Below are 14,224 nucleotides of genomic sequence, written 5' to 3'. Positions count from 1 at the left end.
TTATCAAAAAAAAAAAACAAATCAACCCCCTTGCCGGGGGCAGGCAACCTGGCCTCAACCAGGGTTAAAGCTGGAAACGGTGCTATCAGTTAGATGGGAACAACAAAGGGGGATGAGCCCGTCTGGTAAGACCGAGCTGCCCCTCCCTTTCCCTGACGGTGCCATCCGACTAATTGAGCCACACTGTCTAAACAATGTTGCCAAGCACCGTAACAGCGAGCCCGAAAAGCCGCACCCTCCGGGCCAGCCACAGGGTCCGGGCCTTGGGGCTCTGGCCTCAACCAGGGCTAAAGCAATAAACGGTGCTATTAATTAGATGGGAACAACAAAGGGGGTATGCACCCGTCTGGTATACCGCCGCCCGCAGGGTCCGCCCCTCCCTTTCCCTGACGGTGCCATCCGACTAGTGGAGCCACACTATTTAAACAATGTTGCCAAGCACCGTAACAGCGAGCCTGAAAAGCCGCACCCTCCGGGCCAGCCGCAGGGTCCGCCAGCACCCCGATAAAATAAACATCCCCCGGCGTAGCCGGGGGTTTTTCTCAATACGGGCGCAGCCCTCTCTCTACTAGCTACTACTTGAAGTAGTTTCAACAACCTGTCATTTGCGTTTATTCTCTCTCTTATTTTGTCATCCCCGAGTGTTTTTGTCGGGGATCTGTCGTTATTAAAATGGAGCAGATTCCCGACTACTACCTTCGGGAATGACTCTTTTTTTCATTTATACCTGTCTGACAAAATTCTCTTTCTTCTTGCTCTTATATTCTCGTACTAAAACTACCTTACTCAACGGTGTAACCTTTACTGAACCCCCAGCCTAGCTGGGGGTTTTCAACAGATACAAAAACCCCGGGGCTAATTAGCCCCGGGGTTCTTTTTATACGCTTAAAAACTCTATTTGTCTTCTTCTTTCTTAAACAGCTCTCGCATAAACTCTTCCACCAGCGTTTTGGACCCCAGTCCCACGCCGATGGCAAACGCCAGCCCCAAAGAAGCCAGCACGATAATCACCACATTGTTCACGAGCTGGTTGGCAAAGCCCAGGTTTTCCACCGCCACCAGCGCACAGAAGAACACGATAAAAATGTTCACCGCTTTGGAAATAAAAAACCCGCCTTTTAAATTATTGGCTTTGGCGGAATTATCAATAATGTTGCCCATCAGTTTGCCAAACAGCAAGCCCGCAAACAGAATCAGCACGGAGACGAACAGCGTCGGGATAAATTCCAAAAACTGCGTAAACAGGTTGCGGATAATCGCCAGGTGAAGCACGTCCGCCGCCAGCACAATGGCGTAGAAAATAACCGCCCAGGCCAGCACAAAAGAAATGATGTACGTCGGCGATTTGCCCAAACCAAAGCGCACGCACAGCTCGTTGATGCCGAGCTTGGAAGTTTTGTCGTCAAACGAAATTTTGTTGAGGATTTTTTTAACGTACGAACCCACAAAGCGGGAAAGATACAACCCTACCACCAGAATCAGCACTGCGGCCACCAGAGCCACCAGCACTTTTAAGCTGCTCTGCCCCACCTGCAAGAGATGGGTGCTTACCTGCTCGGAAATAGCTTCCAAATCCATAAATATCCTCCTTTTTTTTAATTGTAGCAAATATTATTTGTAAAATAAGTATATAACTATGACGGCGCAAACTCAAATCCAGTATTTAAAAGGAATCGGTCCCGCCAAGGCGAAACTGTTTGAACGCCTGGAGATAATGACCGTGGAAGATTTGTTGCATTATTATCCCCGCACGTATCAGGACCGCCGCCTGGGCGCACCGCCCAACGAATATAATTCGGACGCGCTAGTAGTCTTTAAAGGCCGGGTGCTGCGCACGCAGGAAATCCCGGCGCGCAGCGTGCTGATTTTCAAAGCGTTTCTGGAAAACGAAAAGGGCGCGCAGATTGAATGCACCTGGTTTAAAAAACGGATGTACCGCGGGTTTCGCTTTGACCCTTTCGGCACGCTTAAAAAAGATTTTAAAATGAATAAGGAAGTGTGGATTATCGGCAAGCGGGAAAATAAAAACAATTTCTTTTCCGCCAAGGTGACGGTGGACGAATACTATCCCGCCGAAGACGTGCTGACTAAACTCCACGCCGGCCGTTTAACGCCCGTTTACGGGCTGACCGAAGGGCTAAACAACAAGCAGTTCAGACAATTTGTCTACGAAGCCCTGCAAACCGAATCGCTCGCGAGAGAGCCCGAAATCCTGCCGCCGGATTTACTTTCCAAACGCAAACTTTTAAGCGCGCCGCAGGCGTTAAAGGCCATACACTTCCCCAACTCCGCGGCCGAGCTGGAAAGCGCGCGCACGCGCCTGGCGTACGAGGAATTTTTGCTGTTGGCCACGGCGTGGGGCATCAAACGCACGCAAACAAAAATTTTAGCCAAAGATTACGCCTACGAAATAAAAAAAACACTGCTTACGCCCTTTAGAGAGCAGCTGGGGTTTGAGTTTACAAACAGTCAGAAAAAAGTAATCAACGAGATTTTCAAAGATTTATGTTCCCCCCGCCCGATGAACCGCCTCTTGCAGGGGGATGTGGGCTCCGGCAAAACCGTCGTCGCGCTGTGCGCGATGCTGCTGGCGGTGGAAAACGGCTACCAGGCCGCGCTGATGGCCCCGACGGAAATCCTGGCCGAACAGCATTTTTTAACGTTTAAGCGCATTTTAAAAGGGCTGGACGTAAACGTTGCCGTGTTAACTTCCAGCACCAAGGCCGCGGCCAAAAAGAAAATTTTAAAAGAACTCGCCGAAGGGAAATTAAACCTGCTGGTGGGCACCCATTCGGTGATTCAGGACGACGTAAAATTCCACAACCTGCGCCTGGCGGTGATTGACGAACAGCACCGCTTCGGCGTCAAACAGCGCAGCCGCCTGAAAGAAAAAACAGCCAAGTTGGACCTGCTGACCATGACCGCCACGCCCATCCCGCGCACGCTGGCGCTGGCGTTTTACGGGGATTTGGAAGTATCCACTTTAAGCGAACTGCCCCCCGGCCGCCAGCCCATTCAAACCGAAACGGCCACCTCCAAGCTGGCTTACGGCCGCGTGCGCGAGGAAGTACAAAAAGGACGGCAGGCGTATATCGTTTTCCCGCTGATTGAAGAGAGCGAAAAAATTTCCGCCAAAGCCGTTACCGAAGAATTTGAAAAATTAAAAAAGGTGTTTCCGGAGTTCCGCCTTTCCATCCTGCACGGCCAGATGAGCCAAAGCGAAAAGGAAACCGTCATGGCCGATTTTGCCGCACACAAGACCGACATCCTCGTAGCCACCCCGGTGATTGAAGTGGGTATTGACGTAAAAAACGCCACCGTGATGGTGATTGAAAACGCCGAGCGCTTTGGCCTGGCCAGCCTGCACCAGCTGCGCGGGCGCGTGGGACGCGGCGAGCACGAAAGCTATTGTATATTAGTGCCCCAGCACGCCGGAAGCGTGGCCAAAGAGCGCGTGGACATTATTTGCGCCACGCGGGACGGCTTTAAAATCGGCGAGCGCGATATGCAGCTGCGCGGGCCGGGTGAAATTTTAGGCACGCGCCAGAGCGGGGAACTGGAATTTAAAGCCGGCGATATTTTTAAAGACCGGGACATTTTATACTGGGCCATTGAAGACCGCGACGGGCTCCTGTCCAAAGACCCCGGCCTTACCGCCCCGGAGCATTTTCTATTCCGCCAAAAACTCACGGAGCTCTACCAAAAGAACTGGCACTTGATTGACCTGAGCTAATCATTTTTGCGCCATGCCGCTTTGGTGCCGCGGTCTTGTACCCGCCCGACAAAATACTTCAAATACCGATTTATAAAAAACCCCGGGTGTGAGCCGGGGGTTAAATTAGCACTTTCCTACATTCGGTAGCCGGAACCTTCCTTCGTGGATTTTCCGCTCAATTTTTTACACCAGTTTTCGCCTTCTGCGTTGTCATAGCCGCAAAATATGGCGCCGGGTTCTGTTTTATATGACTGGAAATAATAGGGTTTTCCGCTCCGGCGGCATAGCGAAATGATAGCCGGGTTGCCGATAGCCTGCGAACGGCAGGTAAAATTTTTATTTCTTTTGGATTCAATACTTCCTTCCACCACGTCCAGCCCGGGGTAGTCTAAATCCAAATCCAAAATATTGGTGCTGTAATAGCCATTTGCCAGCTGAAAAGCGATATTCGCCTGCGCAATACTGCGCGCCAGCGTAACGCCTTCCGCCGCGCGGGATTTTTCCACCGCGCGTTCATACTGCGGCAGCGCGACTGCGGCCAATATACCGATAATTAAAACGACCACCAACAGCTCTATAAGCGTAAATCCGGCGTTTTTCGGGCCGGGAGATGATTTTTGATAAATTTTGTTCATATGCAAAATTTATCAAAAAAAAAACAAATCAAGGCCCCCTTCCAGGGGATGGTTTTCTATGCGGATACATCCGACTAATTGAGCCATACCGTTTAAGCCATGTTGCCAAGCAACCGTACAAAAGAACAAAAAGACTGCCGGCCAGTGCTCCTGAAATCCAGTTTTACGCGGCGCGTTTTACAACTCGCTACCGCTCAAACAAATAAAACGCTTCTGCCGCGTAAAACGGATTTTATAGACGGGCTAAAAGCCGGCGCCGTTGGCAAAATGCAGGAGCGTTACACCCTTTTAAGACGCCTTGCGCGCGGCTTGCCGCTGTTTTTGCGCGGCTTTCTTTTTGGCCTGCTCGGCTTGATAAGCTTTCGTCTTTTCGCAGGAGATCATTATTTGGCGGGGCGTCTGTCCGTAGGAATTGACTGCGTCGGGATTGGCTCCGTTAGCCACCAGATACTTGTAAATGCGCGCATTACATTTTTTAGCCGCCACGTGCAAAGGCGTGTTGCGGTCGCTGCTGGTCAGAGACGTATCGTCCTCGCGCGAACGGGGCGTATTAATCAGCTGTTTGGGCAGGCCGGGGTCTTCTTCGGCGGCCAGACGGAAGAGGAGCTTAATCATGGGCTCGTCCTCGTTGTTCACGGCGATGTGCATGGCGTTGCCGGAGGCCCCGCTGTCGGTTAAGCGGGAAAAATAGTCCGCCAGTAAATAAGCCATATCCAAATCTTTGGCTTCCACCGCTCTCAAAAACGGCGTCATGCCGCGCTTGTCCGTAGCGAACACGAGGGTTTTATTTTTGGAAACCAGTCTTTTAACTTCCGTGCGGTTTCCGCTGCGCACCGCCGCAAAAATTTCTTCATTCGGGCCGGCCCAGCACAAGGCGGGGGCGAAGAGGCCCAATACGGCTAAAAAAGTAAATGTTTTCATCTTTCTAGTGTAGTCAATTTATCCGGCTTTGACAAGGGCGTTTCCGCCGGCCGCAACGGCGTAAAAAACGAAGCGCAAAGATAATTCTTTGCGCTTCGTCCATAAAACCATGCCAAAAGCCGGGCTTTATTTTTTATCGGCTTCCAGACGCGGAAACAGCGGCGGGTATTTTTCAATTTTACCCGGCAGCAGCCGCTTTTGCATTTCTTTGGCCACGGTGGGCATAAACGGCTCCAGCCATACGGCCACTTTGCGCAGGCACGCCGCCAGCTCCAGCAAAACCGCTTTGGCGGCTTCGGGGTCCGTCTTGGTGAGTTCCCACGGCTTTTTCTCGTCCACCAGTTTGTTTAAATCGCTGGCAAAGCCGTAAATGTTTTCAAGCACTTTATCAAAGGCCAGCTCATCATAGGCTTTATCAATGGCCGCTTCCACGTCCGCCGATTTGGCCAGCAGTTTATAATCGCCTTCAATCGTTTCCGGCAGTTCGCCCATATTCTTGGCGGCCATATTCAGCGTGCGCGAAAGCAGGTTGCCGATGTTGTTGGCCAGGTCCGAATTATAACGGTTTTTAAAGCTTTCCATAGAAAAATCCCCGTCCTGGCCGAAGGGCACTTCGCGGAACAGGAACGCGCGGAGCGGGTCCACCCCGTACTGGGCGGCCACTTTGGCCGGGTCTATGATGTTGCCCAGCGATTTGGACATTTTCTCCCCTTCCACCGTCCACCACCCGTGGGCGAACACTTTTTTGGGAAGCGGCAGGCCCAAGGCCATCAGCACCGCCGGCCAGATGACCGTGTGAAAACGGAAAATTTCTTTGCCGACCATATGCAAATCGGCGGGCCACAAATCTTCAAATTTATCCGCCTTGATTTGCTTTAACTGCGCTTCGTGCTCGGCCTTGTCTTCGCACAGCAGCGTGCCCAGGCCGGCGGCGGAAACGTAGTTAATCAGCGCGTCAAACCATACGTAAATGGTGTGCTGGGGGTTGCTCGGCACCGGGATGCCCCACGCCACTTTCGTGCGCGTAACGGACAGGTCCTGAAGGCCGCTTTTGACAAAATTGACGATTTCGCTCGCGCGGATTTTGGGGCTTAAAAATTCCGGGTGTTCTTCGTAGTATTTTAAAAGCGGTTTTTCGTAGCGGGACAGTTTGAAGAAATACGTTTCTTCGTGCACTTCGCTCAGCGGGCGTTTATGCACGGGGCACAGGCCGCCTTCCAGTATTTCGCTGTCGTTATAATACTGCTCGCAGGACAGGCAGTATTTGCCGGAGTAGGAGCCCAGGTAAATGTCGCCGCTTTTTAAGAGTTTTTCAAAAATAGCCTGCACGACGTGTTCGTGCTTGGCGTCGGTGGTGCGGATGAAATCGTCGTAGGAAATGTTCAGCGTTTTCCAGAGTTCTTTATATTTGGCGGCCACGTCGTCGGTCCACTGTTTGGGGGTTACGCCCGCGGCGGCGGCGGATTTTTCAATGTTTGCGCCGTGCTCGTCCGTACCGGTTAAAAAGCGCACGTCAAAGCCCTTCTGGCGTTTGTAGCGGGCCAGCACGTCCTGGGCGATGGTGGTGTACGCGTGGCCGATGTGGGGCACCGAGTTCACGTAATAAATAGGGGTGGTGATATAAAATTTTTTCGTCATAAGTTCTCCATTAAAAAATCCGCAAGTCCAGTCCGTCCAGACTCATCAGCGCGGTCTCCAATACAAGCGCGGGCGATACATTGCGCCCGATGCTGCGTTTATAGCTTTCAAAACGTTTCAGCGCCGTCTGAAAAGCGCGCTGTTTGGCTTCATCCGGGGCCGAGGTCCACGCGCGGTGCAGCGCCATGATTAATACGTCCAGCACGGCCTGCGCTTCCTGGCGCGCCGTAACGAGCGTGCGGGAAAGCCCGGCCGCCACGGATACGGGGCCCTGCGGCGTGCCAAACCCGCCGGACTGCAAAAGTTCCAGCGCCTGCGCGGCTTTTAACGCGCCCGAAACCGAGCCCGCGCTGTAGCGCGCGCAGAGGTCGGCGTCCGGCACGTCCGCGCCGGTGTCAGCCAGCACCTGCTTTACGTTCTCCTGCGACAGCGGCGCAAACGCCAGCGGCTGACAGCGCGAAAGAATGGTGCGCAGCATGGCGGAGCGTTTGTTGGTGATTAAAATCCAAAGCGTCCGCGCCGGAGGTTCTTCTATAAATTTTAACAGCGCGTTGGCCGCCGCGCCCTGCATGGTTTGGGCCGCGTCCACAATCAGCACCTTCCAGCCGCCGCCCACCGCTTTCTGCTGGGATTTGGCCGTTACGTCGCGGATGGTGTCCACGCCGATATGCTGCTGCTTGGCGACTTCTTTTTCCAGCTCTTCTTCGTAGCCTTTGCTGCTGAAATCTTTTTTTACTTCCAGCCGCGCCTGATACAAAAAATCCACAAACGTTACATCCGGGTGCGTGCCTTTGGCCACCGCCTGACACGCGGCGCATACGCCGCACGCGTCCCCCGTCTGCCGCGCGGCCGGATCCTGGCAGTTAAGCGCTTTGGCAAATTCCCGCGCCGCCAGCCCCTTGCCTACGCCGTCCGGCCCGTAAAACAAGAGCGCGCCCGGAACCTTTTGGCTCCGGACCAGCTTTTGCAAATACGAGGAGGCTTTTTCCTGCCCCAGGATATCGGAAAACGGCATCAGTCGGTAATATCGTGCTCCCGCAGAAGCTGTAAGACGCGCGCCTGAATATCGCTGATGTTTTTATCCGCGTCTATTAAATAGGCGTTGGGCGTACGTTCAATCATTTCCAAATAGCCTTTGCGCATTTTTTGGCGGAAGGCCAGGTCTTCCTGCTCCAGCCGGTCCGAAAACAGGTATTCGCCGCGTTCGGTAAAATACTTATCCGACATTAAAAACACCAGCGTCAAATCCGGCTTTGTTTCCAGCGTGGCGATTTTGTTAAGCGTATCAATAATGCCCAAATCAATGCCGCGGCCATACCCCTGGTAAGCGCAGGTGGACATGGTGTAACGCTCGCAGATGACGGTTTTGCCTTCCGCCAGCGCGGGCAGGATTTTTTCCTGCGTGTGCTGGGCGCGGGAGGCTTCATACAAAAGCAGCTCGGCCATCGGCCGCACGTCCAGCCCCGGCTCCAGCACGATTTGGCGGATGCGTTCCGCCGTGGGCGTGCCGCCCGGCTCGCGCGTAAGAATCACGTCTTTTCCGCGCGCGACCAGCTGGTTGTAAAGCATTTTGGCCTGGGTGGATTTGCCGCAGCGGTCCGGTCCTTCCAAAACGATAAATTTTCCTTTCATAGTCAGTCCTGGGGCCCGCCGTCAGGCAATCCCTTCCTGCGAAGTGATTACTTCCATTTCGGGGCGTTTGCCCGCGGTCCAGGCGGAGGCTTCCACCTGTTCCAAAATGGGGGCCAGTTTGCCCTGGGCGGTTAAGATAAAATCAATAATTTCGCGGAAAGCGCCGTCTCCGCCCGTGCGGCGGGTGATAAAATGCGCGCGGTCTTTCACGCAGTCCAGCGCGTTGGGCACGGTGGCGGCGAAGCCGACTTCGTTTAAAAGCGGGATATCCGTGATATCGTCGCCGATATAGGCCACTTCTTCGGCGGAGATGTTTTCTTTTTCCAGGATATCGTTCAGCGGGCCGATTTTGGTCAAAAACCCCTGGTACATATATTTAAAACCCAGGTTTTTGGCGCGCGCCACGGTGGTGGGGTGGCGGCGGCCCGTGATGATGCCGCACACAATCCCCGCGCTGTGGCAGAGAAGGACGGCAATGCCGTCCTGCGTGTTAAAGGATTTAAATTCGTCTATTTTACCGTCGCCGCGCACGAAAAAGTTTACTTTTCCGTCGGTTAAAATACCATCCACGTCGGTCAAAATGGCCTTGATTTTTTGGGCCCGTTTAATCGCTTGTTCCATATATAAGGTATTATACCAAATATCCCCCTGCGGGGGCTCAGCCGGGCGGGAGCTCCCCCGCGCCGTTTTTGCACGGCGCCGGTTCCCGTAAAACACGCGGGCCCCGCAAATCCGCCGGGGCCCGTATGCAATTGAAAAAGACCGTTTTAATTTAACCAATAGCGTTTACAGCTCGGGCAGTGGTTTCCGCCCGCCGTTCCGTCCAGGGTGCCGGGCTGGTCGGCGCAGAGTTTTTGCATCCGCTCGCTGGATGCGCCCGCGCGGCATTCGCGCCGGCCGGAATTAGCGTCGGCATAATCCAGCCACGCCACATAGGCCACGTAATTGCCGGCGGCGGAAAAAGTGTTGGAGTCAAAATTCATCATTCCCACAATGTTCTGGGAAGACCCGTCCATATAATCAATAAAAAATTTGCCGCAGTTGGCTACCGTTTTGTCTCCGGTAAGAGTACAGTTGGAGGGGAGCTCAATATCCAAATTTTCAAGCGTAGCGGGGTAGGAGCCCGTCATCATCCGGGAAAGTTCCACCGCGTCTTTAATGGATTTGACGATTACCTGCAGCTGCGTATAACGGCTTGAATCCACCGCCGACTGGTACCACGGCACCGCCACCGACGCCAAAATACCGATAATCAGCACCACCACCAGCAGTTCAATCAAAGTAAATCCTCGTTTATTCATAAGGGGTTTCCTCGCTTTGTTCACTCTAGCAAAAAAAGCGCGCACGCACAAGATTTTTCCGAATAAAAAGTACGGGCCCGCGTGGGGCTTGTTATTTTTATATAATGGAAGTAATCGCTTTAAAGGGGTTAAATAAGATGGCAAAAAGATTTACCGAAAATGCGCAGAAAATTATTCTCATCGCGCAGGAAGAGGCCAAACGCCTCAATCACGACTATGTAGGAACCGAACATATTTTGCTGGGGCTGAGCGCCATAGAAGGCACCGTGTCAAACAAAATACTCACCGGGCTGGGGGTTACTTTTCGCAAAGTGCGCCTGGAAATTGAAAAAATGGTGGGCATCGGGGACACGATTATGCTCCTGGGCGAAATTCCGTTTACGCCCCGCGCCAAAAAAGTGCTGGAGTTTTCGGTGGAAGAATCCCAGATGCTGGGCACGGAACACATCGGCACGGAACATATTTTGCTGGGGCTGATACGCGAGGAAGAAGGCATGGCCGGCCGGATTTTGGAAAACCTCGGCCTAAACCTGGATACCGTGCGCGACACGGTGCTCAACTTCATCGGCGACGCCGAACCCGGCGACCTGACCGAAGATTTAACCGACCTGCCCCAGGAAATCAATTTAAATTCCGTCCCCAAACGCGAACGCGAAAACCTGGACAAGAAAAAAAGCAAAACGCCGACGCTGGACGAATACACGCGCGATTTAACCAAACTGGCGGCCAAAAACCAGCTGGACCCGGTCATCGGCCGCGAAGAAGAAATTGAACGCCTGGTGCAAATCCTGGCGCGCCGCACCAAAAACAACCCGGTGCTCATCGGCGAGCCGGGCGTAGGCAAGACGGCCATCGTGGAAGGCCTTGCGCAGAAAATCGCGCGCGGCGAAATTTCCGACGTGCTGTGCAATAAACGCCTTCTGGCGCTGGACCTGGCTTCCGTCATCGCGGGCACCAAATACCGCGGCGAATTTGAACAGCGTTTAAAAAACATCATTGACGAAATGGCCGCCGCCAAAGACGCCATCATCTTTATTGACGAACTGCACACCATCATCGGCGCGGGCGCGGCGGAAGGGTCCATTGACGCTTCCAATATGTTAAAGCCCGCCCTGGCGCGCGGCGAAGTGCAGTGCATCGGCGCCACCACCTTTGACGAGTACCGCAAATACATTGAGGCCGACACCGCGCTGGAACGCCGCTTCCAGCCCGTCGTGGCCGACCCGCCGGACGTGGAAGAAACCGTCACCATTCTGCAAGGCATCCGCGCCAAATACGAACAGCACCACCGCGTCCGCTATACCGACGGCGCCATCCGCGCCGCCGCCGCCATCGCGGACCGCTATATCACCGACCGCGCCATGCCGGACAAAGCCATTGACCTCTTTGACGAAGCCGGTGCCCGCGCCCGCCTGAAAAACGCGGTGCTGCCGCCTGAAATCAAAGCAAAGCAGGTGGAATACAACCAGGCCGTGCAGGAAAAAGACGAAGCCCTCGCCAAAAAAGAATTTGAAAAAGCCGCCGCCGCCAAAGACACCGAAGAACGCCTCAAAGCGTATGTGGACCACTTAAAACAGCAGTGGCAGAGCGAACGCGGCAAAGAAACCCCGGAAGTAACGGAAGAGGACATCGCCCTCGTGGCTTCCAAATGGACGGGCATCCCGGTTACGCGCCTGACGCAAAGCGAAACCGACAAAATCCTGCATATGGAAGAACACCTGCACGAACGCATCATCGGCCAGGAAGACGCGGTGAAAGCCGTTTCGCAGGCCATCCGCAGAAACCGCACCGGCCTGGGCAACCCGCACCGTCCGATAGGCGGATTTCTGTTCCTGGGCCCCACGGGCGTAGGCAAGACGGAGCTGGCCAAAAGCCTGGCCATGTTCCTGTTCGGGGACGAAGAAGCCATGATTCGGCTGGATATGTCCGAATATATGGAAAAATTCGCGGTTTCGCGCCTGATTGGCGCGCCGCCCGGCTATGTGGGTTACGAAGAAGGCGGCCAGCTGACCGAAGCCGTACGCCGCCGCCCTTACAGCGTGGTGGTGTTGGACGAATTGGAAAAAGCCCATCCGGACATTTACAACATCCTCCTGCAGGTACTGGACGAAGGCTCCCTGTCGGACAATTTGGGCCACAAAGTAAGCTTTAAAAACTGTGTCGTGATTATGACTTCCAACGTCGGCGCGCGCGAAATCACCAACAAAGGCTCCGCGCTCGGCTTCGCCGCGCAGCAAAGCGAAGAACAGCAATACCGGGATATGCGCCAAAACGTTATGGAAGAAGTCAAAAAAACCTTCAACCCGGAGTTTATCAACCGCATTGACGAAATTGTGGTGTTCCACTCGTTGTCCAAAGACAACATCGGCCAAATTTTGGATCTGGCGTTAAAAGAAGTGGACGAAAAACTGGAAGACAAAGAACTGTCTTTAAAACTCACGGATGCGGCCAAAGAGTTTTTGGTGGAAAAAGGCTTTGACGTTAAATTTGGGGCGCGCCCGCTTTTGCGCGCGCTGCAGCGCGAACTGGAAGACCCGCTGGCCGAGAATATCCTGGTCAACCGCTATCCCGCGCACACCCAAATTATTGTAGACTTAGATAAAGACGCCGGAAAACTTACCTTTACCGGCGCGGCGGTGCAGGAAAAGGACGCCGTTGCGATTTAACCACATCGGGAGGACTTACAACATATGGACGCAAACAAACAAAAAGCGCTTGATTTGGCCCTGGGCCAGATTGAGAAAGCTTTCGGAAAAGAAGCGATTTGCAAATTAGGCGGCGGGGGCGTAAAAAACGTGGAAGCCATTTCCACGGGCGCGCTGTCTTTGGACTTGGCGCTGGGCGTGGGCGGGCTGCCGCGCGGGCGCATTATTGAAATTTACGGGCCGGAAGCCGGCGGTAAAACCACGCTGTCTTTACACGTGGCCGCGCAGGCGCAGAAAAACGGCGGAACCGTGGCGTTTATTGACGCGGAACACGCGCTGGACCCGGTATACGCCGCCAACCTGGGCGTAAATGTGGACGAACTGCTGGTTTCCCAGCCGGACTCCGGCGAACAGGCCCTGGAAATCGCCGAGAAGCTGGTGCGCTCGGGCGCGATTGACCTGATTATAATTGACTCCGTGGCCGCTCTGGTGCCGCGGGCTGAAATTGAAGGCGAAATGGGCGACGCGCACGTGGGCCTTCAGGCCAGGCTGATGAGCCAGGCGTTAAGAAAGCTGACCAGCATTTTAAACAAAACCAAAACCAGCATTATTTTTATCAACCAGCTGCGCCAGAAAATCGGCGTCATGTTCGGCAACCCGGAAACCACCCCCGGCGGCCTGGCGCTTAAATTTTACGCGTCCGTCCGCATTGACGTGCGCCGCATTGAAAACCTCAAAAAAGGCGACGAAATCATCGGTACCCGCGTACGCGCCAAAGTAACCAAAAACAAAGTGGCTCCGCCGTACCGCCAGGCCGAATTTACGATGATTCTGGGCCACGGCATTTCCCGCGAGGCCTGCATCATTGATAAAGGCGTGGAAGCCGGATTTATTGAAAAAAGCGGAAGCTGGTTTATCTACGGGGACGAAAAACTGGGCCAAGGGGCCGACAATGCCCGCCAGTACTTAAAAGACAACCCGGAACTGGCCGCCGAAATTGAAGACAAGCTTTACGTCAAATATCTCGGCCACCACTACAACGGCAAAAAAGCGGACGCCGCCGAAACCGCGCCCGAAGCCAAAGCCGAAAAGAAAACGGCCAAAAAATAAGTTTTATCCGACAAAAACGCCTCCCGGCCGGGAGGCGTTTTTTATTTCCGTCAAAATTACGGCAGCTCGTAACGCTGCCAGGCGGCGCGCAACTCGCCCAGCGTTCCCTGTTCAAGCCCCTGGCAAAATTCGTCATTTTTGCTGGTGGCGGTCCCGTTGCGCGACTCCATACATACTAATTTATCCTCTTTATGGGGAGTCCAGCCAAACCCGTTACACTTAAATTTGCCCGAAGTCCACACGGCAGAAATACCGCCGCTGACAGCCGATGTATTGTTCAGCACCACATAAAAATCTTTGCCCTGCCGGATGGAGTCCGGTCCGGTGGTGATTAACTGGCAGGTATTACCGATGCCGGCGGATACGGCGGGTGCGTCCAGCGGTAAATCTATATCCAACTCTCCGAAACTGCTGGCATAAGTGCCGTTAGCCATCAAATACGCTTTTTGCGCCTGCACCACCGAACGAACGGCCGTTTTTAACTGCGTATTGCGGGATTTCCATACCGCTTTTTCGTACTGCGGCACCGCAATCGCCGCTAAAATACCGATAATTAAAACCACCACCAACAGCTCTATAAGCGTAAATCCGAGGCTTTTTTGCACGGGATATATCCCCCTATTTATA

The 14,224-nt window shown here is 53.7% G+C and carries 12 protein-coding genes; 3 read left to right on the top strand and 9 right to left on the bottom strand.

Going from position 1 to position 14,224, the window contains the following annotated elements; translation table 11 throughout:
- Positions 1–894: 894 nt before the first annotated feature.
- Positions 895–1,578 (bottom strand): mechanosensitive ion channel family protein, encoded by a 684-nt coding sequence (locus ACQY36_RS07055; protein WP_428056321.1) that lies wholly within the window; start codon positions 1,576–1,578, stop codon positions 895–897.
- 58 nt (positions 1,579–1,636) lie between these two features.
- Between ACQY36_RS07055 and recG the strand changes: the two genes are divergently transcribed.
- A complete protein-coding gene (gene recG, locus ACQY36_RS07050; RefSeq protein ID WP_428078533.1) occupies positions 1,637–3,733 on the top strand; it encodes an ATP-dependent DNA helicase RecG in 2,097 nt (698 codons plus the stop codon).
- Between the two features lie 116 nt (positions 3,734–3,849).
- Here recG and ACQY36_RS07045 read toward each other — a convergent pair whose 3' ends face one another.
- The 7 genes from ACQY36_RS07045 to ACQY36_RS07015 form a co-directional block, all read right to left on the bottom strand.
- A complete protein-coding gene (locus tag ACQY36_RS07045; protein ID WP_428078531.1) occupies positions 3,850–4,350 on the bottom strand; it encodes a type IV pilin protein in 501 nt (166 codons plus the stop codon).
- Between the two features lie 288 nt (positions 4,351–4,638).
- The gene (locus ACQY36_RS07040) at positions 4,639–5,271 is read right to left on the bottom strand and encodes an ankyrin repeat domain-containing protein (protein WP_428072007.1); all 633 of its coding nucleotides are present in this window, start codon (positions 5,269–5,271) and stop codon (positions 4,639–4,641) included.
- Between the two features lie 126 nt (positions 5,272–5,397).
- On the bottom strand, positions 5,398–6,909 hold the full coding sequence (gene metG / locus ACQY36_RS07035) for a methionine--tRNA ligase (RefSeq protein ID WP_428056313.1): 1,512 nt from the start codon (positions 6,907–6,909) through the stop codon (positions 5,398–5,400).
- 10 nt (positions 6,910–6,919) lie between these two features.
- Positions 6,920–7,924: a DNA polymerase III subunit delta' gene (gene holB / locus ACQY36_RS07030; protein ID WP_428056311.1), complete on the bottom strand. Its 1,005-nt coding sequence runs from the start codon at positions 7,922–7,924 to the stop codon at positions 6,920–6,922.
- Complete coding sequence (gene tmk / locus ACQY36_RS07025) at positions 7,924–8,541, bottom strand: dTMP kinase (protein WP_428056309.1); 618 nt, start codon at positions 8,539–8,541, stop codon at positions 7,924–7,926. The genes holB and tmk overlap by 1 nt, the downstream gene beginning before the upstream one ends.
- Positions 8,542–8,562: 21 nt before the next feature.
- Positions 8,563–9,162, bottom strand: a complete 600-nt coding sequence (locus ACQY36_RS07020; protein ID WP_428056307.1) for a KdsC family phosphatase — start codon at positions 9,160–9,162, stop codon at positions 8,563–8,565.
- Between the two features lie 146 nt (positions 9,163–9,308).
- A complete protein-coding gene (locus ACQY36_RS07015; protein WP_428071969.1) occupies positions 9,309–9,842 on the bottom strand; it encodes a type IV pilin protein in 534 nt (177 codons plus the stop codon).
- Positions 9,843–9,979: 137 nt separating this feature from the next.
- Here ACQY36_RS07015 and ACQY36_RS07010 point away from each other — a divergent pair, with 137 nt between their 5' ends.
- Together ACQY36_RS07010 and recA are read left to right on the top strand one after the other, a co-directional pair.
- A complete protein-coding gene (locus ACQY36_RS07010; RefSeq protein ID WP_428071970.1) occupies positions 9,980–12,508 on the top strand; it encodes an ATP-dependent Clp protease ATP-binding subunit in 2,529 nt (842 codons plus the stop codon).
- A 24-nt stretch (positions 12,509–12,532) separates the two neighbouring features.
- Positions 12,533–13,597, top strand: a complete 1,065-nt coding sequence (gene recA / locus ACQY36_RS07005; protein ID WP_428056301.1) for a recombinase RecA — start codon at positions 12,533–12,535, stop codon at positions 13,595–13,597.
- Between the two features lie 56 nt (positions 13,598–13,653).
- Here the strand turns inward: recA and ACQY36_RS07000 are convergent, their stop codons facing one another.
- Positions 13,654–14,202 (bottom strand): type IV pilin protein, encoded by a 549-nt coding sequence (locus ACQY36_RS07000; protein WP_428078529.1) that lies wholly within the window; start codon positions 14,200–14,202, stop codon positions 13,654–13,656.
- Positions 14,203–14,224: the final 22 nt, after the last annotated feature.

The organism is Candidatus Avelusimicrobium alvi, from assembly GCF_958451995.1.
Classification (GTDB): domain Bacteria; phylum Elusimicrobiota; class Elusimicrobia; order Elusimicrobiales; family Elusimicrobiaceae; genus Avelusimicrobium; species Avelusimicrobium alvi.
Note: the sequence above shows the minus strand (reverse complement) of the source record. Positions and strands in the feature narration are given on the sequence as shown.

What these genes read in the sequence shown, in the direction of transcription:
- recA (WP_428056301.1), top strand. Translation starts at nt 12,533, where the DNA reads ATGGACGCAAACAAACAAAAAGCGCTTGATTTGGCCCTGGGCCAGATT.
- ACQY36_RS07045 (WP_428078531.1), bottom strand. Translation starts at nt 4,350, where the DNA reads ATGAACAAAATTTATCAAAAATCATCTCCCGGCCCGAAAAACGCCGGA.
- recG (WP_428078533.1), top strand. Translation starts at nt 1,637, where the DNA reads ATGACGGCGCAAACTCAAATCCAGTATTTAAAAGGAATCGGTCCCGCC.
- ACQY36_RS07015 (WP_428071969.1), bottom strand. Translation starts at nt 9,842, where the DNA reads ATGAATAAACGAGGATTTACTTTGATTGAACTGCTGGTGGTGGTGCTG.
- ACQY36_RS07020 (WP_428056307.1), bottom strand. Translation starts at nt 9,162, where the DNA reads ATGGAACAAGCGATTAAACGGGCCCAAAAAATCAAGGCCATTTTGACC.
- ACQY36_RS07055 (WP_428056321.1), bottom strand. Translation starts at nt 1,578, where the DNA reads ATGGATTTGGAAGCTATTTCCGAGCAGGTAAGCACCCATCTCTTGCAG.
- ACQY36_RS07040 (WP_428072007.1), bottom strand. Translation starts at nt 5,271, where the DNA reads ATGAAAACATTTACTTTTTTAGCCGTATTGGGCCTCTTCGCCCCCGCC.
- tmk (WP_428056309.1), bottom strand. Translation starts at nt 8,541, where the DNA reads ATGAAAGGAAAATTTATCGTTTTGGAAGGACCGGACCGCTGCGGCAAA.
- ACQY36_RS07010 (WP_428071970.1), top strand. Translation starts at nt 9,980, where the DNA reads ATGGCAAAAAGATTTACCGAAAATGCGCAGAAAATTATTCTCATCGCG.
- metG (WP_428056313.1), bottom strand. Translation starts at nt 6,909, where the DNA reads ATGACGAAAAAATTTTATATCACCACCCCTATTTATTACGTGAACTCG.
- holB (WP_428056311.1), bottom strand. Translation starts at nt 7,924, where the DNA reads ATGCCGTTTTCCGATATCCTGGGGCAGGAAAAAGCCTCCTCGTATTTG.